The sequence below is a fragment of the Sedimentitalea sp. genome (assembly GCF_039973035.1).
In the GTDB taxonomy this organism is placed as follows: Bacteria; Pseudomonadota; Alphaproteobacteria; order Rhodobacterales; family Rhodobacteraceae; genus Sedimentitalea.
In genome coordinates this window covers 1-17,808 of sequence record NZ_JBDWLR010000095.1, presented here as the reverse complement: position 1 = coordinate 17,808, position 17,808 = coordinate 1, and the positions used below count along the sequence as shown (strand labels likewise).

Genomic DNA, 17,808 nt, shown 5'->3' with positions numbered 1-17,808 from the left:
ACCGTGTTGGCTCAGTTGATCGAGCTGTTCACGATATCCATGCTATCGGCGACGGGTGACAGATCATAGGCGGCATGGACCCATTCCGGCGTCCAGTAGTCGAAGAGGATCGGTTGCTCGCATTGCACAGCGGTCTTGAGCTGGGCCTTGAAGGTCGCATCGGGCAGGTTTTCGGCCTCCCACAGATCCGAAAGGCCATAGCTCTTGAACTTTACCTCCCACATCCGTGTGGATTTCCAGCCGACGTCGCCAGCCTAGTATTCGCCTTTGCCATTGCCGTCCTTGTCAAACATCGCCGCCACCTAGGGATCGGCCATGAACGCCTGAACATACAGTCTTTGAGTGCCTGCATAGGGTGCGTTTTGACCCACCGTCTTTGCGCCGTCGATGAATTCATCCCAGATGGCCGCGCGGTTCGGCATACAGAGGTCAGTGTAAACGTCGGCAGAACCGTCGCTCTTGTCCATGCCTGCGGCAATCACCGAACCGTCTGAGAGACCGGAAATGATGACGGCCTCTGTATTCAGCGGCCCATTGATCACCGGCTGTATGACATCGCTGGTGGCCGACGGGCCGGTTCAGGTCAAATCAGCAATTGCCACGGTGGCATCTTCCTGAGCGAGGGGGCCGTTTGCGGATGCGGCTGTCAGCCCGGCCCCTGTGAGTATGTTATTGATAATCTTTATGGGTTTCCTGTTGGCTGGAAAGGGTCACGCGAGACGCGCGCCCTGATTTTATTGTTCACGGTTGCGGTTGGTCTTTTGCACGATGCGGTCGATCATCATTGCCAACAGGGCAATGCCCAGACCAGCCATGATCCCGCGTTCGATTTCGGTGTTTTCCAGCGCCTCGACGACGATATAGCCCATGCCGCCCGCACCGATCAGCGCTGCGATCACTAGCATCGACGGGCTCATCATCACGACCTGGTTTACGCCAGCCATGATTGACGGCAGGGCAAGCAGAAATTCGACCTTGGCCAGCAACTGGCGTGGGTTGGCGCCAAAGGCGAGGGTGGCTTCCTTGGTGTTTTCGGGGGCGTGCTTGATGCCGAGGGCTGTCAAACGGACCATCGGCGGCATGGCAAAGATCACAGTTGCGAGAATACCCGTTGGCTTGCCGATGGAAAAGAACGCGATAGCAAGCAGCAGGTAGACAAACGAGGGGATCGTCAGCAACAACTCCAGAATCGGGGTCACAATACTCTGGCCGCGCGCGGATTTACCGACCAGAATACCCAGCGGCAAACCCAGCACTACACAGATGATCGAGGCCGCCATCACCAGTGACATGGTGTCCATTGCAGTCTGCCAAAAGCCGAAAATCGCGAGATAGAACAGTGATGCCCCTACGAATATGGCGGTGCGTGTACCGGCCATCTTCCATGACAGGAATAGCAGGATGCCCATGGTGATCGGCCAGGGTATTCCGACAAAGACCGAGGTGATCTCCCCCAGCATCCCGCGCAGAAATTGTGTGATCCCATCAAACAGGAAGCCGTAGAAGACAGTTGAATAAGAGACACCAGTGTCGATCTTTTCGGAAACGTATGTCAGCAAATTGACAGGTGGGGCATTTGGCGATGGCGGTGTGGCGAGCATGATCCGGTCGCCGTTGTCGTTGCGCGCAAAAGTGATTTCTTCGGGGCGGTCGATCCAGATCAGCGTCGGGAATTCGCCGATGAATGAACAATCGAACCGCTCTTTGAACCCGACGTATTTCCCTGCGGTGATGGCGCGATCCTGTCACAGGCATGTCCGTTCGTCCGGCGCGAATTGCGTCGCGCGATACAGCATCAGAGGCGCAATCACCAGAAAGATGACACCGCACAGGCTCAGGCGCTGGACGGACACACGGTTGTTGACCGCGTGATCGACTCGCCACCTGCTGTACTGGGTGGCATAGAACCGATCGGCCAGCCACCCAAACAGCAACCGACCGAGCGCAAAGGTGACAATCACCGCGATCAGATGGTTTGATGTCCATCCTTTGTATCGGACCATCAGGAAATCCTTGTCGGCGTTAGCAATCGCGGCTTTGGAGTATTTCCGGACCAGCGCCAGATTTAACGCTGTGGTTAGGTCGATCACGAAGCCTATGGCGAACAAGAGCCAGCTTCCGCGCAGTGCCGCCCAGACAAAATTGCCCAGCAACGCAGCCTTGTTGCTGTGCCACTGGCCCAAGGTTGATTTCTGGATTTTCAGAAAGATGTCAGTCTAATAGTCGCCGTTGGGTCCGGCGAATTCGACAAACGGTGCGCGCAGATCGGCTGCGCTGTTCATGTTCTCTGATCTCGCCCTTGATGCCGTGCAGCAATGCGTCCTAGGTGACGATGCCGACAGGGTTTCCATCGCTCATGATGATGATTGGATGTTCCTGATCGACCGCTCGGGGTGACTAGCACATCCAGATTATCCTCGGGGTCCGCAGTCGGACAGTCCGCAAGCGGCGGCAGCGTGACCCCGTTGCGGGTATAGGCCTCAGTCGGTTTCATCACGGTATCGGCGAAGAACAGTTTCAGTTTGGAGATCCCGCCGACGAAATCGGTGACATAATCATCCGCCGGATTGGTCGCGATCTCTTCGGGTGTGCCGATCTGCACGATCGCGCCGTCCTTCATGATGGCGATGCGGTTGCCCATGCGGATCGCTTCATCAAGATCGTGGGTGATGAAGAGTGTTGTCTTCTTCATCGTCCGGGCCAGTTCCAGAAACTCGTCCTGCAATCCGCGCCGGATCAACGGATTGAGCGCTGAAAAGGTTCGTCCATCAACAGGATGTCGGGGTCTGCGGCCATCGCGCGGGCCGATCCAACACGTTGTTGCATGCCACCGGACAGGTCAGCGGGCAGCCGATCCCCATAGCCTTGTAAGCTGACCAATTCGATGACGCGGTCGGCCATCTTGGCACGGGTAAAGGCATCGACATTGCGCAGCTCGAGGGCAAAGGCGATGTTGTCGCGCACCGTGCTATGCGGCAACAGCGCCATGTTCTGAAAGACCGTGCCGATTTTCTGTGCCTGGACCTGACGCAGGTCTTCGGCGCCCAGCTTGTCCGCATTGACCCCGTTGATCAGGATTTCGCCGCGGGTCGGTTCGGTAAGCCGGTTGATATGGCGGAAGAGCGTCGATTTGCCCGAACCGACAAGCCTATGATGCAAAAGGCATCGCCTTCGCCGACCGAAATCGACACTTCCCGCACGCCTGCTATGGCTTGGCACTGCTCAAGGACTTCGGCTTTGGTCAGGTTCTCCTTGAGGACGGCCTGCATGGCTTCCTCGGCGCGCGCGCCAAAGATTTTCAAGACATAGTTGGCGACGACAACTGCTTCAGAGCTTTGTTGGTTTATGCGCGCGCCTTTATGCGTTTTGGATCCAGGAATGGGAGCGGGGCTACCGTGCACAGCAACCGCTTCATGTGGCCATCAAGTTTGCCGACCTCAAGATTGCTATCAATCTCAGCGTTTTCGACAGTCATGTGGGCCATCGCAATTGGGTGACCCAACTGGGGCGAGTGGCAGGCGCTGGTGACGACGTCCACCTTCTCGCGACCCACAAGACAGCGTCTCCGTGACGGGGGCATGATGCCGGCAATATGCAGGCCCACCAGCACGCGGCGAGAGGCGGCCGCATTGCGTTCAGGGGCTGGTCTACCTACGAAGCTCTCTTTCTTTAAGTCGACGGAAAACTCTAACCCGGCTTCGAGCGCATCATGATCGGGGCCAAACTCGGGCCCCGCGATCATCAGCCCGGCCTCGATGCGCACCATGTTCAGGGCGGTGCCGCCCATTGGCACCAACCCGTGCGGCGCGCCTGCCTGCATAAGCCCGTCCCAGATTTCCAGCGCGTCGTCGCGATCACAAAAAAATTTCGTAGCCGAGATCGCCGGTAAAGCCCGAACGGCAGAGCATAAACATCGGCCCATCCCGGTCGCGAAGCCGTGCAATGGTGAACCCGAACCATTTGACGTTGTCCAACGCCGGATGTGACGGTTGGGTGAACACCAGATCACGTAGGATATCGCGCGATTTCGGCCCCTGAAGCGCCAGATTCACCATCCGGTGGCCCAGCGACAAAACGCGGGCGTTCAAGCCCAATTGCTCGGCTTGTTCGCGCAAATGCTCTGCAGAATGATCCGACCCGCAGCACCAGCGAAACGCAGTTACCTCAAGCCTGAACAGCGTACCGTCATCCAGCAGCCCGCCGCGTTCGTCGCACATCAGTGCGTAGATGCCACGATACTGCGCCAACCGTGACACATCCTGCGTCAGACAATGTTGCAACAGCGCTTCAGCATCCGGGCGGACAACATTATATTTGCGCAGACCGGACATGTCTTGCAGGGTGACGGCATTCTTGCAGGCCCAATACTCCTCGATCGCGACTTACAGGTCGCGTGAGGCATGAAAGCGTCGAGTCAGAGCAGAGGTGCGGCGGTGAAAGGCCGAATGGCGCGTCAGACTTCCAGCATCATCCGGCTGGGACGCCATGAGACTGAATGAGCGATGGATGTATCCTTTTGATAGATACGGACATGGACGTCCGTGGGTTTCCAGCCATTGATCGGGTCGATATCATCCGGGCAGGCGGTTGAGACACAGACCAGATCGGTCAAGGCCTCCATCACCACATGATCACCGGAGCGCGACTAGGCTTCATCGCCGGCCAGACTGTGCTGTTGCCAGTTGATCCATGAGTTGAAGAAGAAATTGATCGCAGGCTAGGCGCGCCGTGATGCAATGCCATAGGGGGCAAACGCTTTGGTAATGTTGTCCGAGCAATTTACGTGACCGGGAAACCCGCGATTCTCTTAGCCGCTCCCTGTGCAGACCAGAGCGAACGTATCGTGGCGACCAACGCTATCGCGCCGCACGGCCTGCAACGGGCGAATGTCCTGATCATAGAATTTATCGCCCAGACCGGAATGCGCCCGGCTTCGCCGCATCCGACATGCAGCTTCAGATGGTCGGCCTGCCCAATCCCGCGATAGAGGGCGCGCGGTTGGATCGCTGGTCCTCGCGGTTTGCCACGTTGATCCGGAACAGGAGTTTCTGGCCGCGCGCAAGCTTCTTGAGATGGGCGCCGAAGCCTTTATTCTCAGCGGGGCGGCGCATCTGGGCGAGCTGACCGGAACGTTGACGCACCGGCAGGTTCCCTATGTCTTTACGTCGATCTGGGACGCAGAAAGTCCGACGCCAACAATCGGATACGACAATTTTGAGATCGCGGCCAATTCGGTGCGATATCTCGCCGAGGAGGGGCATCGACGGCTGGGGATCATCCACGGTCCTTTGGCTGAGAGCGACCGAACCGCCGCGCGGCGGGCAGGGGCGCTGTCAGCTGCAACTGATTCACTAGCATTGGATTGTGTGGAAACCGATCTGGCGGTCGAAGTTGGCAAACGCGCAATCGCCAAAGCTTTGGCACGCGATGCCGGTATAACCGCAGTCTTCTGCATGTCCGATGTGCTGGCGCTCGGCGTTTATTTCGGCCTGTCCGAGGCGGGTTTGCAAGTGGCGGACGATGTTTCGGTCATGGGATTTGACAAGTTGGACTGGGCCAAGGACGCCGTTCCCCCGCTAACCATAAATGATCTGCCCGCCGGATTGATGGGACGCGAGGTTGCGGCGCAATTCGTGGATCACTTGAAAGACGGCGCCGTCCTGATGCCCCGACTACTTCCCGGTCGTATTGTGGAACGTGCTTCGGTCCGGACTCTCTGACGGCGCCGCCTGAACGTTTACTGGAAGGTCATCGGCATCAGCGTGCGTGGTAGCCAGAGGGCGATTTCCGGAAACAGCATGATGAGCAGCAGGATCAGCAGCATCGGCGCAAGGATGATGCAGACATCCCTCATGACACTGACGACATTCATTCCGCCGATCGCGGCCGATATCAGCAGACATAAGCCATAGGGCGGCGTCACCAGACCGAATGCCAGCGAAATGATCCCGATGATCGCAAAGGCAATCGGATGAATCTCTGCGGCCGTTGCAACGGGGAGCAGAACCGTGCCCAGAATGATGATCGTGGGAATTGCGTCGATGAACAGGCCAAAGAAGAGAAACAGCGCAGCAATGACAAGAGATGTCCCGAGCATGCCGAACTGATACGCGGTCAAAGTTTCAACGATGAGGCGAGGCACATTGTAAAAGGCGAGCATCCAGCCAAATGCAGATGCAGTGCCAATTGCAAACAGGGAAATCGAGGCAAAGCGACCGGTGTCGTAGAATATTCCGCCGAGATCCTTGATGGTCACGGTCCGATACACAAAGACTCCTAGGATCAAGGCATATCCGGCAGCGATGATGGCGCTTTCAGTAGGTGTTACGATTCCGCCGACGATGCCACCGATGACGAGGATGGGTGTCAGCATCGCAAGTGCCGCGCCTTTGAACACGCTCCAGAACTCGGCAAGTGTGGGCTTGAGGGCGATTGGATAGTCATAGACCTTGGCGTATCCATAGACTGTCGCCATCAACGCAAAACCGATCAGCAGACCCGGGATTGCCCCGGCCAGAAACAGGGCACCCACCGATATCTGCATGACGCCACCCCAGACGACCATCAGGATGCTGGGGGGAATGATCACGCCCATAACCGAGGAACAGGCCGTGATCGCGATAGCAAAGCGGGTGTCGTAGCCTTCCTTGACCATGGCAGGGATCAGGATTTTGCCGCAACCGGCAGCATCGGCAGTGGACGACCCCGAAATACCCGCGAACAGCATCGAAACCGCCACGTTCACATGGCCCAACCCACCAGGCATCCATCCGGTCAGAACCCGCGCCAGATCGATCAGTTTTGTGGTGATCTTGCCGGAATTCATCAGGTTGGCAGCAAGAAGGAAGAACGGTACGGCCAAGAGGATGAAAGAGTTATAGGATTGAAACATCCGGTCCAGAATGATGAATGGAGTCAACCGGATGTCCAGTATCACGATTGGTATCGTGGCGATGCCAAGGGCGAAGGCGACCGGGACCCGGATCAGGATCAGTGCGAGAAACCCACCGACAAGAATTGCGCAGGCGACGCCTGTTGTGACGATCATGACGTTGCCCTCTTGCTGAGTTGATATGTGGTGAGGGCCTCATACAGGCGATACCCGCTGAACATGGCCCAGACGACCCCGGCAACCGGGACGCTGATGTAGATCCACAGCAGGTTGGCCCGCATCATGACCGAACTCTGGATTGAACCGACCTTGGCATATTCGATCCCGTACCAGGCGAACAAGAGCGCGAATATCGTGATAAAAATATAAACGACCCATGTCTGGATCAGCTTGCCCAACGGACTTTGGGCATCCGGTGTAATGACGACATCAAAATGTGTTCCGTCCCAGACCGCGACCATCGATCCGATCATGACAACCCAGACGAAAATGAAGGTCGCCAGTTCCTCGGTCCAAAGAAATGTTGGGATGATGCCGGTGTAGCGTGATATCACCTGCATCCCGACCGGAACCGCAAGTGATGCCATGAGGCATCCGAGAAGAATGCGCAGGCCATTGCAGAAGGTTTCGAGAAAGCGCCCGACCATGATGATACCGCCTTGTTGCTGCGGGGCAGTAGCCCCAAGAAAGCTCAAGGAGCCCCCCAGAGAAGGGGGCTCCCGAAATGCGTATCACATGCCCCGCACAGTATTGAGCAGATCGGTTGCTTCGATGTCGGCGGCGAAAGAGTCCTGAACCGGAACCACCATCTCAAGCAGATCTTCGCGGCCTTCGAATTCCTGCACCTGAACCTGGCCAGCATCTACCATTTGCTGAAGCTTCAGGGCGTCTTCGCGCGATTCCAGTTCGCGGCCATATGCACCCGCTTCGGCGCCGGCCTTCAGGATCGCGGCTTGCAGATCTTCGGGCAGCTTGCGGAAGGATTTGCCGCTCATGACGATCGGACGCACGGTGATCGTATGTTTGGTCAGCGTGACGTGGGGTGCAACTTCGTAGAACTTGAGGTTCTGAATGCTGGCTGCCTCGTTTTCAAAGCCCGCGATCACGCCGGACTGGATGGCGTTGTAAACTTCGTTATAGGCGATTGCCGAAGGCGCCGCGTTTAGCGCAGAGAAGATTTGCGCCTGAATGGGCGCACCCATGACCCGCATTTTGTGGCCCGTCAATTCGTCCATGTTGCCAACAGGTTCGCTGGACACCAGGTTGCGCACGCCGCCACCGGTATAGCCGATGATCATGATGTCAGCGTTTTCGGCCAGTTCCGCTTCCAGCGGCGCGAAGGCATCGCTCGACAGAACCGTGTTCCAGTGATCAAGGTCACGGAACAGGAATGGCATGTCCATCAATGGAATCGCTGGCGCAAACTTGGCCATATTGGACGGTGCCATGATGGTATAGTCGATCGCCACACCTTGCTGCAGGAAATTGACATAGTCTTTTTCTACGCCCAGTTCACCATTCAGGCGCAGGTCAAACTCAACGTCGCCATCGTAGTTTTCTTCGACCAGTTCGGCAAATTTCACCATGGTTTTGGTGAAGGCATGATTTTCATCAAACATGCTTGCGCCGCGCAAAGTCACTTCCTGCGCCTGGGCCGCAGTCAGCGATGCCGCGCCAATCCCGGCTGCCAGAGCCAAGCTTGTTGTAAGGCGAGTCGCCTGTTTTGTGGTGATTCCAAAAAACGTCATTTCGTTCCTCCCGTTATATATTTTTACGCCCATCAGCAGGTCAGGACGGTCAGATTCAGTGTAAATCTGGTCCGAGATAAGCTGGTGAATGTCGATCCGTCAAGAAAAATGTAGACTAGTATGTTACTTTTCGATGTATAACATTGGTTGTGCCGTGGGTGGTCAAACGCTCGTTCTTGATGGTCAAGACGACTGTATCAACAGCAAGCCGACCAGATGTAAGGGAAGTTGAAAATGAGAACGCATTTGCCCTAAATGACTGGCGAAAGCGGGCGCGCGGACGCATCACATTGGGATTAACAACGTATCGGATAATCGAATGATTGCGCAGCAAACGTCCTATGACGCGACCCGGCTGACAACGACGGAAGAACTTTTCCGTCAGCTCAAATCGGATATCATCTCGCTCACACTGACGCCCGGCTCTAAAATTTCCGAAGTCGAAGTTGCCAAGGCCTATGCTGTGTCCCGGCAACCGGTCAGAGAGGCGTTCATGCGGTTGGGGGAGCTGAATCTGCTCGAAATCCGGCCGCAAAGGGCAACACGCGTTCGCAAGATTTCGCATCAGGATTTGCACAACACCCGGTTTATCAGGGCGGCGTTGGAGGTAGAGGTTGTCCGTGCGGCCTGCAGGGGTGCATCTCGAAAAGGCCTAAAGGCGATCCGGGATAACCTCAAAGAGCAAGAACTGGCCGTCAAGGCAGGCGACGCAAGCGCGCTGCACCCGCTGGACTATCAATTTCACAATCTGATCTGTATCGCAGCGGACCGTTTGCCGGTGTTCAAGATCATTGCAGAGAACAAGGCACATACCGATCGGGTCTGCATGCTCGAACTGGCTGATGCCGCTGGAATGCAGGAAGTTCTTGAGGGGCACACTGGCATGTTCGATGCAATCAGCGCGCGGGACGAAGAACTGGCGGTGGCGAAAACCCGTGGCCATTTGAAACACCTTGATGCCACCCTCGCCAGCGCCAGCCAGAAATATCCCGATTTCTTCGAAGACTGATTCTAGGACACGCTCAGGTAACAACAACGTTGACAGAAGAGGGATACTACCATACTAGTTTGACTCTCTGACGGGCCGATGGACGCCCGCAATGTTACAAATTCGAGGACTCCTTATGGGAATGAATGGAAAAACGGCGATCGTTACCGGTGGTGGCCGCGATATCGGTCGCGCCTGTGCGATGCGGCTTGCAGAAGAGGGTGCAAATGTCGCGATCAACTATCATTCGAGCAACGAAGGCGCCGATTCTGCCGTAGCGGAAATCACCGCAGCCGGTGGCAAAGCCTTTGCTTTGCAAGGGGACATGACCAATCAGGCGGATGTCGAAAAGCTCGTCGAAAAGACCCGGTCAGAATTTGGCGGCAGCATCGATGTGCTGGTTCACGTGACGGGCGGTCTGGTTGCTCGCAAGACAATAGCCGATATGGATGTCGCGCATTGGAATGCGGTCATGGACCTGAACGTCACGTCGTTGTTCTATCTCGCAAAGGCGGCAACGCCGCACATGCCTGATGGCAGCAGCATCGTCACCTACGCGTCCCAGGCCGGTCGTGATGGCGGTGGCCCCGGTGCGGTCGCCTATGCGACGTCTAAGGGTGCAGTGATGACAATGACCCGCGGCATGGCCAAGGAATTTGGCCCCGGTATCCGTGTCAATTCCGTTTGCCCCGGCATGATCGACACCGACTTCCACAACATCTTCACCAAGGACGAAGTGCGCAAGGTCGTGGCTAACGCGACGCCGCTCAAACGCGAAGGGTTGTCGGAGGATGTTGCCAATCTGACCGTGTTCCTGGCGTCCGATCAGGCCGCATTCATGACCGGTGCCTGTGTGGACATCAACGGCGGCATTCTTTTTTCGTAACCGCCGGACTTCAAGACATGCGAAATACCTTCATCCAGCCCAAAGGGGCTGGTTGAGGGGGAGGAACCGCGCCATAGTTGCGGTATAAAACAGACAATCTGGGAGGAATGTTAATGACCAAGCCAAAGACTCTAAAAGCCATTGCGCTAAGTGCAGCCATGCTGGGCGCGGGACTGATCGCATCAACTGCGCCCGCTTATGCGGAATACCCCGAACGCCCGCTCACGTTGATCGTGCCATGGGGCGCTGGTGGCGGTACAGACGCGACAGGGCGGATGATCGCGAGCCTGTTGCAAGAAGAGCTTGGCCAGCCGGTCAACGTCGTCAACCGCACTGGCGGCAGCGGCGTGGTCGGACATTCCGCCATCGCGACCGCAGCGCCGGATGGGTACACCATCGGCGTTGTCACTGTTGAAATCGGCATGATGCACTGGGCCGGGCTGACAGAGTTGACCAGCTTGGATTACACTCCAATCGCGCTTTACAACTATGACGCTGCGGGCATTCAGGTGCGCGCCGACAGCGAATGGGAAACCGCAGGTGAATTTCTGGAAGCGGTCAAGGCCGAGCCCGGAAAATACAAAGGGTCCGGGACCGGTCAGGGCGGCATTTGGCATCTGGCGTTGGCGGGAATGTTGAATGATGCAGGCGCTGGCGCAGACGCGGCACCATGGGTTCCTTCCAAAGGCGCAGCAGCGGGTCTTCAGGAACTGGTTGCCGGCGGCGTTGATGTCGTCACAAGTTCAGTTGTTGAATCCGCAGCCTTGATCAATGCAGGCAAGGTAAAGTCCCTTGCCGTGATGGGCGACGAACGCCTCGGCGCGTTTGAGGATGTCCCGACGTTGAACGAAGCCACCGGTTCTGACTGGAAAATGGCGGCATGGCGCGGAATCGCTGGTCCCAAGGGCATGCCGGAAGAAGCCGTAACCACGCTTACCGCTGCCCTAGAAGTTGTCTGGAACTCGGCAGAGTTTCAGGAGTTCATGGAAGGGCGCGGCTTTGGTCTGGTGTGGAAGCCGGGTGACGAATTCGCAACATGGATGTCCGATAGCGATGAAGCATTGGGCACTGTCATGAACGCTGTTGGACTGGCCAAATAGTCGGGCTTTCCCACAACCGCATTTGAAAGGGTCCGCGACGAACTGGTCGCGGTCCCTTTTCCTGTACTTGATTCATTCACATGATGGGAACTGACATGCGATTCAACAATGCCGTCCCCGGAACCCTTTTGATCTTGTTCGCAATGGCTGAAATTGCCTATGCGATGACCTTTCCCCGACTGCACGGCCAGAATTACGGGCCGGATCTTTTCCCGACACTCATCGGTATCGGGCTGATTGTCTGCGGCGCCATTCTGATTTTTCAGGGCATCGCCGACCGGGCAACTGTGCCGATGGTCGAAATCGGCGACTGGGCTCAGGACCGGGACAACGTTTTGAACGTCGTCATCGTCTTGGGCTGCATCGTATTCTATATCCTGTTGTCCGACAGCTTGGGGTTCATTCCCTGCTCGCTGCTCATACTGACGACCCTTCTGATCCGTTTCGGATCGACGTGGCGTCTGAGCCTCTTTGTTGCGGTCCTGACCACGTTCGTCATCCACACGGTGTTCGCCAAGGTCCTTTTGGTGCCGCTTCCTTGGGGCATCTTGTTGCCCGTGGCATGGTGATCTGAAATGGACACCCTGATCAAATCATTCGAACTGATTGTTGACCCGCAGACGCTTGGCGTGATGGTGCTGGCCGCCATATTTGGCTTGTTTGTCGGTGCAATTCCCGGCCTAACGGCGACGATGGCGACGGCCCTTCTGATCCCGTTTACATTCTTCATGGACCCGGTCCCGGCAATTGCCGCAATCGTTACCACTGTCGCGACTGCGATATTCGCGGGTGATATCCCCGGTGCATTGCTGCGCATTCCCGGTACGCCCGCCTCGGCAGCCTATTGCGACGAAGCCTATGCGATGACCAAGAAGGGGCTGGGTGAACGCGCCCTTGGCATCGCTTTGGTGACCTCGGTAATCGGCGGTCTTACCGGCAGCATCGTGTTGTCTCTGAGTGCCCCCATGCTTGCGGAATTTGCCATTCAATTCTCGTCCTTCGAGTATTTCTGGCTCGCCTGCCTTGGCCTGTCCTGTGCGGTGATCATATCAACCGGGTCGACGCTGAAGGGGTTCGTCTCACTATTCATCGGTCTGTTCATTGCGACCATCGGCATTGACGGCACGGCAGGGCACCCCCGGTTTACCTTCGGCAGCGTCGAATTGATGGGGGGCGTCAGCTTTATCCCCGCGATGATCGGCATGTTCGCGATATCCGAGGTGCTGCGGTATGTCGCCTCGAACCGCGTCGTGACCCAAGTGCCGCAACGATCGGGCGGCAGCGTTTTCAAGGGGCTTGGCCCGATCTTGAAAAAGTACAAATTCAATATCGCGCGTGGGTCTACCATCGGTGCGGTTGTCGGGATTCTGCCCGGTGCCGGTGCCGATATCGCGGCCTGGATATCCTATGCCATTTCCAAGCAACGCTCAAAGGAGCCTGAGAAATTCGGCACCGGCAATCCCGAAGGGCTGGTCGATGCAGGCGCTGCCAACAATGCAAGCCTGGCCGGCGCATGGGTTCCTGCAATCGTGTTCGGCATCCCCGGAGATTCCATCACGGCGATTGTCATTGGCGTGCTTTACATGAAGGGAATGAATCCGGGTCCGATGGTTTTCATCGAACGCCCCGAGTTGATCTATTCGGTCTTCCTCGCGTTCTTTCTGGCGAACCTCGCGTTGCTTCCGCTGGGATTTGGCGCAATCAAGCTCTCGCGATACATCCTGCGCATTCCTCGTCAGGTCCTGATGCCGATCATTCTGGTGTTCTGCATGGTCGGCGCGTTTGCCATCAACAACTCTGTCTTTGGCATCACGGTCATGCTGGTGCTTGGCGTCCTCGCCTATCTGATGGAAGAAAACGGTTTTCCGGTGGCGCCTGCGATCCTGGGGATCGTGCTCGGCAATATGGTCGAGGACAATTTCATGGCTTCGATGATCAAGGCTGATGGCGATCCGCTTGGCTTCTTCTCGCGGCCTATTGCGGCGACTTTGGGGATTATAACTATCCTACTCTGGCTCGCTCCTCTCGTGGCCATGCTGTTACGGTGGCGAACCCGGCGCATGAACGGAGGTGCGTCGTCCTGACCAAAGGTCTTGTTACGCCAGCAAGGAAGACCTCTGTCACTTGAATTGGTGCAGCGCCCAGCCTGTCAATTATGGCCATAGTCGGCGGCGCAGTTTACAGTCGCCTCCATGAGGCAGCAAACCAAGATCCGGACCGAGAATAACCCGCGTTTTCCCAAACTCCCGGTCTGGGCAAAATCAACGTTGCCCAAGACCGCGGAGAACATCGCATTTCTCTCTGGTGCGAGCCTGTCGGTATTGGACACGGCGCTGAATGATCCGGCCGTTGCTGTGCCACAAAAACTGCTGGCCAACACTTTGGCATTGCGGGCGGCGACGGCGACATCAAAGCTCGAAGGTCGGTTGGCGCGGGAAACTGATATCCGGGATGCCTTCCACCTCACACCTCCCGGAGAGGCGCGTGGACCCGATGGCGACCTGCTCGCCTACTGGCGCGATGCGGCGCGGCTTGCTTTGAGCGGATCAAACTGGCGAGCCAAAATCTGTGATATTGCGGGAATAGAGTATGAGGCTGACATCGCCCCCAGGCTCAACGAGGCGCTCAATCACGCTCGGGAAAATGGCCCCATCGGTGGTAGTGTTCACGCCCTTCACGCAGTTCTTTCGGCTGACGACCGCGCCGAACGTTTGGCGTGCCTTCTTTCGGATCTGGTATTGGCGCTTTCATTGAACTGGAAGGTGGCGCTTCCGATCACATCACAACGGCTGACGAAGGCTGGTTTGCGCGCTCTGGTTGCGGACGAGCCCGGAGCATCAATTGCCGTTCAGGCCCGGATGCTCGACTCTGCTCATGATACAATCCATCTGGCGCGCGATCTGGCGCTGAGGGCCGCCGCACTGAAAGCGATTGCGCCAAAACTTCGCTCCAAGGCTTCGGACGCTGCTGTCGATCTGTTCCTGTCCCAGGATGCGATTGCCGCTTCTTCGATGCTCTCGCCCCGTGTTCAAGGGACCAAAGTTCCGATGACAGATCGCGCGGCGCGGCGACTTTGCGACCGGCTGGTTGAACTCGGCGTTGCGCGCGAGTTGACCGGGCGTTCGACATTCCGGCTTTACGGGATTGGTCCATGACGACGAAGTCGCAACCGCAGCAAGAGCAGTTTGATCGCGAACTCGAAGACCGGCCAGCAGAATTGCGCTGGCGCGAATGGATGGGGCGTGTCGAGGCGGTGCTTTTTGCCAGCGCATCTCCAGTAGATCGAGACAGCCTTGCGCGGGTCATAGGGCAAGGGGCTTCGGTCGATCTTGTGATCGAGGACATCCGCGCGGAACTTGGCAATCGCCCTTACGAGTTGGTTCAGGCGGCTGGCGGCTGGATGTTTCGCACGCGAGGGCAATTCGCTGATGCGGTCAAGGCTGCGGCCGATCTTGGAAATGGGGCGATGGAATTCAGCGAGATGGAGATGGCTGTCCTTTGCGCCATCGCCTATCACCAACCGATTGACCGGTCTGGCCTTGCCGAGATATTTGGCAAGGAGATCAGCCGCGATCTGCTGTCGCGTCTGCGGCTGAGAGACCTGATCACCACCGGGCCACGATCGCCACGACCCGGTGCGCCGCACACATTTGTTACCACCAACGGATTTCTGACGACCTTTGATTTGCAAAGCCTGAGGGATTTGCCGGATCTGGGGCTGGAGGATTTCGACCCTACGCCAGACCCGGTAGTGAAATCGGGCTAACGCGGTCGCCACAGGCTCTCAACTTACAAACTCGACAGTGTTGCGCCTAAGATGCGATATCTTGCTATGTAGGCGCCGAAGACGTTTATGCCGAATAAAGCCGACCTGTCCGAGGTGATGTACGCGCGCGCGTCAACCGGGCAATGCGCGAAACCTTCAGGCCATAAACGTATTGATGAGATAAAAGATGGCTGCCGACAGGGCTGCGGCGGCCGGAACCGTAATCACCCAAGCGGCTACGATCGTCATGAAATGCGATCGACGCACCAGTTTGCGCCGTCGACGTTCTTCGGGCGCGTATTTCGGGCGGTCCGGCATCTCGAGGCGCGCTTTGCGGATACGGCGTTCGGCGTCCCATTCGCGAAAGAAGCCGACGCCAAACACTCCGCCAACGGCGATGTGGGTCGAACTGACCGGCAAGCCAAGCCAGCTGGCCACAATGACCGTGATCGCGGCTGACAGGGCCACACAATAGGCCCGCATCGGGTTAAGCTTGGTGATCTGGCCACCAACCATGCGGATCAGTTTTGGCCCGAAAAGGAACAGGCCAAATGAAATGCCAAAGGCCCCGATGATCATGACCCAGGTGGGAATACTGATGGCGGCGCCGATATCTCCGGATTGCGAGGCGTGGACGATTGCGGCAAGAGGTCCAACGGCGTTTGCGACATCGTTTGCCCCATGGGCAAAGCTCAGCAAAGCCGCCGACACGATCAGCGGAATGCCAAACAATGTCTTGAGCGATTTGTTCCGATTTTCCAGTCCGATCGATTGTTTGCGAATTATCGGGATCATCACGATCCATATTATGACGCCAATCACGGCACCGATTGCCAAGGCCGATGTCAGGTCTATCTTGACGACCTTCTTCAGACCTTTCAGGGCCAGATATGAGGCAAACGCGCCCGCCATGATCCCCACAAGAACAGGGACCCAAACGCGTGCAGCCGCGATCTTGTCATCGCGATAGATGATCCGGGATTTGATCAACCAAAGAAACAGCGCAGCAACGGCCCCGCCCAGAACTGGTGAGATTACCCAGCTGGCGGCGATTGCGCTCATGGTGGGCCAATTGACGGCTGAGAATCCGGCCGCAGCGATGCCTGCGCCCATGACGCCGCCAACCACAGAGTGCGTCGTGGAAACAGGAGCGCCGATCCAAGTCGCCAGATTAACCCAAAGAGCGGCGGACAAAAGTGCCGCCATCATCGCCCAGACAAACACCGACGCGGTCCCGATGCTTTCTGGCGCGATGATGCCTTTGGCGATCGTGGAAACGACATCGCCACCCGCGATCAGCGCACCCGCACTTTCAAAGACAACCGCGATGCCGATTGCAGCGGCCATGGAAAGCGCCTTGGCGCCGACAGCCGGACCCATGTTGTTGGCCACGTCGTTGGCACCGATGTTCAGTGCCATATAGGCCCCGAGGCAGGCCGCGATAACCACGATCATCGCGTCGCTGTCTTGCCCGAAAAACGACAATGCAGCGATGCCGGTCAGTAGAATGAAACACAGCGATACACCCAGACCCACCATCGGGCGGGATACATAGTTGGTCGCCATTTCGAGGTTGGAATAACGCGCAAGATCGCGATCAAGCGTCTCTAGGTGGCGCGGATCGCCCTTCTTCTCGTCCATATATGTCATCTCCTGCCCGAAAATGACGAATATCGCTTATCTGGCGCAATTGCCAGCAGTTCAAATTTAGCTCAGAGAAATGGCCTGTTGGTGGCGAAAGATGTGCTTCAGTTCTTCTTCGTTCACCATTTCGGCGGCTGTTCCCGCATCGACCCAGATGCGTCGACGCTGGTGCGATTCAGGAAAATCATCCACCAATCCTCCGACTGACACCGAATACACCAGCGTCTCAACCGGAGTTGCCCAGCCGCTGGCCAGTCGCTTGTCATAGGTATAAACGCCGATGGGCTCATCATCAGCTTTGCTCGCTGTGACGCCAGCTTCTTCCCAAGCCTCGCGCAGGGCAGTTTCATTCGACTTGAGGCCCCGGATCGGCCATCCCTTGGGGATAATCCAGCGGCCCGTATCCCGGCTGGTTATAAGCAGGTACTCCCTGTCGGCACCCTCACCGCGATGGCAAAGGGCTGCAAGCTGAAGCCTCTTGGGACGTTGCAGCAAGGGGCCGGGAAAAAACTCCCAAACTGAATTTAAGACTGAATGCATTCTGAAACTACTCGACGTCTATTCTTCTTTTGCCGACCAATATAGGCGATCTAGCGCGATATTTCAAATTTCGGAACGTCGGAGGGCGTTTACCAGCTGTTTCCCTAGGGTCTGGACCCATTGATTTCAGGCGAGCATCATGATTCACCGCCGGAAAACTGAGCGGTGATATGTCTGATCTTTTCTGGTTGAGCGACGCGCAGATGGCGCGTTTGAAGCCCTATTTTCCGAAGTCGCACGGCAA

22 protein-coding genes and 1 pseudogene are annotated in these 17,808 nt (G+C 57.0%); 8 read left to right on the top strand and 15 right to left on the bottom strand.

Annotated elements, in window-relative coordinates; all coding sequences use genetic code 11:
• Positions 1–11: 11 nt before the first annotated feature.
• The 10 genes and pseudogenes from ABJO75_RS27015 to ABJO75_RS26970 all read right to left on the bottom strand — a co-directional run.
• A pseudogene (locus ABJO75_RS27015) lies at positions 12–236 on the bottom strand (glycine betaine ABC transporter substrate-binding protein); the annotation flags it as partial.
• Between the two features lie 66 nt (positions 237–302).
• The gene (locus ABJO75_RS27010) at positions 303–542 is read right to left on the bottom strand and encodes a hypothetical protein (RefSeq protein WP_348127854.1); all 240 of its coding nucleotides are present in this window, start codon (positions 540–542) and stop codon (positions 303–305) included.
• A gap of 192 nt (positions 543–734) precedes the next feature.
• The gene (locus ABJO75_RS27005) at positions 735–1,601 is read right to left on the bottom strand and encodes an ABC transporter permease subunit (protein ID WP_348127851.1); all 867 of its coding nucleotides are present in this window, start codon (positions 1,599–1,601) and stop codon (positions 735–737) included.
• Positions 1,602–1,745: 144 nt separating this feature from the next.
• The gene (locus ABJO75_RS27000; RefSeq protein WP_348127848.1) at positions 1,746–2,183 is read right to left on the bottom strand and encodes a hypothetical protein; all 438 of its coding nucleotides are present in this window, start codon (positions 2,181–2,183) and stop codon (positions 1,746–1,748) included.
• Positions 2,184–2,278: 95 nt separating this feature from the next.
• A complete protein-coding gene (locus ABJO75_RS26995) occupies positions 2,279–2,692 on the bottom strand; it encodes a hypothetical protein (protein WP_348127845.1) in 414 nt (137 codons plus the stop codon).
• Positions 2,693–2,736: 44 nt separating this feature from the next.
• The gene (locus tag ABJO75_RS26990) at positions 2,737–3,159 is read right to left on the bottom strand and encodes an ATP-binding cassette domain-containing protein (protein ID WP_348127842.1); all 423 of its coding nucleotides are present in this window, start codon (positions 3,157–3,159) and stop codon (positions 2,737–2,739) included.
• A 184-nt stretch (positions 3,160–3,343) separates the two neighbouring features.
• Entirely contained in the window at positions 3,344–3,820 is a 477-nt protein-coding gene (locus ABJO75_RS26985; RefSeq protein WP_348127840.1) for a glycine cleavage T C-terminal barrel domain-containing protein, read from the bottom strand.
• Positions 3,821–3,854: 34 nt separating this feature from the next.
• Entirely contained in the window at positions 3,855–4,331 is a 477-nt protein-coding gene (locus ABJO75_RS26980; RefSeq protein WP_348127837.1) for a hypothetical protein, read from the bottom strand.
• 122 nt (positions 4,332–4,453) lie between these two features.
• Positions 4,454–4,621, bottom strand: coding sequence for a hypothetical protein (locus ABJO75_RS26975; RefSeq protein ID WP_348127834.1), 168 nt, complete (start codon positions 4,619–4,621; stop codon positions 4,454–4,456).
• Between the two features lie 186 nt (positions 4,622–4,807).
• On the bottom strand, positions 4,808–5,062 hold the full coding sequence (locus tag ABJO75_RS26970) for a DUF1989 domain-containing protein (RefSeq protein ID WP_348127831.1): 255 nt from the start codon (positions 5,060–5,062) through the stop codon (positions 4,808–4,810).
• On the opposite strand from ABJO75_RS26970, the gene ABJO75_RS26965 reads away from it, so the two are divergent.
• Positions 5,007–5,720 carry a substrate-binding domain-containing protein gene (locus ABJO75_RS26965; protein WP_348128160.1) on the top strand — a complete coding sequence of 238 codons (714 nt, stop codon included), beginning with the start codon at positions 5,007–5,009 and terminating at the stop codon, positions 5,718–5,720. The two genes, ABJO75_RS26970 and ABJO75_RS26965, sit on opposite strands and share 56 nt — an antisense overlap.
• 17 nt (positions 5,721–5,737) lie before the next feature.
• Here ABJO75_RS26965 and ABJO75_RS26960 read toward each other — a convergent pair whose 3' ends face one another.
• The 3 genes from ABJO75_RS26960 to ABJO75_RS26950 are packed head-to-tail and all read right to left on the bottom strand — an operon-like array spanning position 5,738 to position 8,640.
• Positions 5,738–7,048: a TRAP transporter large permease gene (locus ABJO75_RS26960; RefSeq protein WP_348127828.1), complete on the bottom strand. Its 1,311-nt coding sequence runs from the start codon at positions 7,046–7,048 to the stop codon at positions 5,738–5,740.
• A complete protein-coding gene (locus tag ABJO75_RS26955) occupies positions 7,045–7,587 on the bottom strand; it encodes a TRAP transporter small permease subunit (protein WP_348127825.1) in 543 nt (180 codons plus the stop codon). The genes ABJO75_RS26960 and ABJO75_RS26955 overlap by 4 nt, the downstream gene beginning before the upstream one ends.
• A gap of 36 nt (positions 7,588–7,623) precedes the next feature.
• Positions 7,624–8,640 (bottom strand): TRAP transporter substrate-binding protein, encoded by a 1,017-nt coding sequence (locus tag ABJO75_RS26950; protein ID WP_348127822.1) that lies wholly within the window; start codon positions 8,638–8,640, stop codon positions 7,624–7,626.
• Between the two features lie 319 nt (positions 8,641–8,959).
• Here ABJO75_RS26950 and ABJO75_RS26945 point away from each other — a divergent pair, with 319 nt between their 5' ends.
• The 7 genes from ABJO75_RS26945 (at position 8,960) to ABJO75_RS26915 (ending at position 15,380) form a co-directional block, all read left to right on the top strand.
• Positions 8,960–9,649, top strand: a complete 690-nt coding sequence (locus ABJO75_RS26945; protein ID WP_348127819.1) for a GntR family transcriptional regulator — start codon at positions 8,960–8,962, stop codon at positions 9,647–9,649.
• A gap of 121 nt (positions 9,650–9,770) precedes the next feature.
• Entirely contained in the window at positions 9,771–10,514 is a 744-nt protein-coding gene (locus tag ABJO75_RS26940) for an SDR family oxidoreductase (protein WP_348127816.1), read from the top strand.
• A gap of 113 nt (positions 10,515–10,627) precedes the next feature.
• Positions 10,628–11,614, top strand: a complete 987-nt coding sequence (locus tag ABJO75_RS26935; RefSeq protein ID WP_348127814.1) for a tripartite tricarboxylate transporter substrate binding protein — start codon at positions 10,628–10,630, stop codon at positions 11,612–11,614.
• A gap of 95 nt (positions 11,615–11,709) precedes the next feature.
• A complete protein-coding gene (locus ABJO75_RS26930) occupies positions 11,710–12,183 on the top strand; it encodes a tripartite tricarboxylate transporter TctB family protein (protein WP_348127811.1) in 474 nt (157 codons plus the stop codon).
• Between the two features lie 6 nt (positions 12,184–12,189).
• Complete coding sequence (locus ABJO75_RS26925) at positions 12,190–13,698, top strand: tripartite tricarboxylate transporter permease (protein WP_348127809.1); 1,509 nt, start codon at positions 12,190–12,192, stop codon at positions 13,696–13,698.
• A gap of 108 nt (positions 13,699–13,806) precedes the next feature.
• The gene (locus tag ABJO75_RS26920; RefSeq protein ID WP_348127806.1) at positions 13,807–14,769 is read left to right on the top strand and encodes a DUF1403 family protein; all 963 of its coding nucleotides are present in this window, start codon (positions 13,807–13,809) and stop codon (positions 14,767–14,769) included.
• Entirely contained in the window at positions 14,766–15,380 is a 615-nt protein-coding gene (locus ABJO75_RS26915) for an SMC-Scp complex subunit ScpB (protein ID WP_348127804.1), read from the top strand. The genes ABJO75_RS26920 and ABJO75_RS26915 overlap by 4 nt, the downstream gene beginning before the upstream one ends.
• A gap of 156 nt (positions 15,381–15,536) precedes the next feature.
• Here ABJO75_RS26915 and ABJO75_RS26910 read toward each other — a convergent pair whose 3' ends face one another.
• Both ABJO75_RS26910 and ABJO75_RS26905 read right to left on the bottom strand, forming a co-directional pair.
• Positions 15,537–17,021, bottom strand: coding sequence for an inorganic phosphate transporter (locus tag ABJO75_RS26910; protein WP_348127801.1), 1,485 nt, complete (start codon positions 17,019–17,021; stop codon positions 15,537–15,539).
• 66 nt (positions 17,022–17,087) lie between these two features.
• On the bottom strand, positions 17,088–17,564 hold the full coding sequence (locus tag ABJO75_RS26905) for an NUDIX hydrolase (protein WP_348127798.1): 477 nt from the start codon (positions 17,562–17,564) through the stop codon (positions 17,088–17,090).
• Positions 17,565–17,808: the final 244 nt, after the last annotated feature.

Excerpts from the sequence above, each read along its gene's own strand:
- ABJO75_RS27005 (WP_348127851.1), bottom strand. The coding sequence starts at position 1,601 with ATGCTCGCCACACCGCCATCGCCAAATGCCCCACCTGTCAATTTGCTG.
- ABJO75_RS26995 (WP_348127845.1), bottom strand. The coding sequence starts at position 2,692 with ATGAAGAAGACAACACTCTTCATCACCCACGATCTTGATGAAGCGATC.
- ABJO75_RS26985 (WP_348127840.1), bottom strand. The coding sequence starts at position 3,820 with ATGCAGGCAGGCGCGCCGCACGGGTTGGTGCCAATGGGCGGCACCGCC.
- ABJO75_RS26980 (WP_348127837.1), bottom strand. The coding sequence starts at position 4,331 with ATGTCCGGTCTGCGCAAATATAATGTTGTCCGCCCGGATGCTGAAGCG.
- ABJO75_RS26975 (WP_348127834.1), bottom strand. The coding sequence starts at position 4,621 with ATGGAGGCCTTGACCGATCTGGTCTGTGTCTCAACCGCCTGCCCGGAT.
- ABJO75_RS26960 (WP_348127828.1), bottom strand. The coding sequence starts at position 7,048 with ATGATCGTCACAACAGGCGTCGCCTGCGCAATTCTTGTCGGTGGGTTT.
- ABJO75_RS26950 (WP_348127822.1), bottom strand. The coding sequence starts at position 8,640 with ATGACGTTTTTTGGAATCACCACAAAACAGGCGACTCGCCTTACAACA.
- ABJO75_RS26945 (WP_348127819.1), top strand. The coding sequence starts at position 8,960 with ATGATTGCGCAGCAAACGTCCTATGACGCGACCCGGCTGACAACGACG.
- ABJO75_RS26940 (WP_348127816.1), top strand. The coding sequence starts at position 9,771 with ATGAATGGAAAAACGGCGATCGTTACCGGTGGTGGCCGCGATATCGGT.
- ABJO75_RS26935 (WP_348127814.1), top strand. The coding sequence starts at position 10,628 with ATGACCAAGCCAAAGACTCTAAAAGCCATTGCGCTAAGTGCAGCCATG.
- ABJO75_RS26930 (WP_348127811.1), top strand. The coding sequence starts at position 11,710 with ATGCGATTCAACAATGCCGTCCCCGGAACCCTTTTGATCTTGTTCGCA.
- ABJO75_RS26925 (WP_348127809.1), top strand. The coding sequence starts at position 12,190 with ATGGACACCCTGATCAAATCATTCGAACTGATTGTTGACCCGCAGACG.
- ABJO75_RS26920 (WP_348127806.1), top strand. The coding sequence starts at position 13,807 with ATGAGGCAGCAAACCAAGATCCGGACCGAGAATAACCCGCGTTTTCCC.
- ABJO75_RS26915 (WP_348127804.1), top strand. The coding sequence starts at position 14,766 with ATGACGACGAAGTCGCAACCGCAGCAAGAGCAGTTTGATCGCGAACTC.
- ABJO75_RS26910 (WP_348127801.1), bottom strand. The coding sequence starts at position 17,021 with ATGGACGAGAAGAAGGGCGATCCGCGCCACCTAGAGACGCTTGATCGC.
- ABJO75_RS26905 (WP_348127798.1), bottom strand. The coding sequence starts at position 17,564 with ATGCATTCAGTCTTAAATTCAGTTTGGGAGTTTTTTCCCGGCCCCTTG.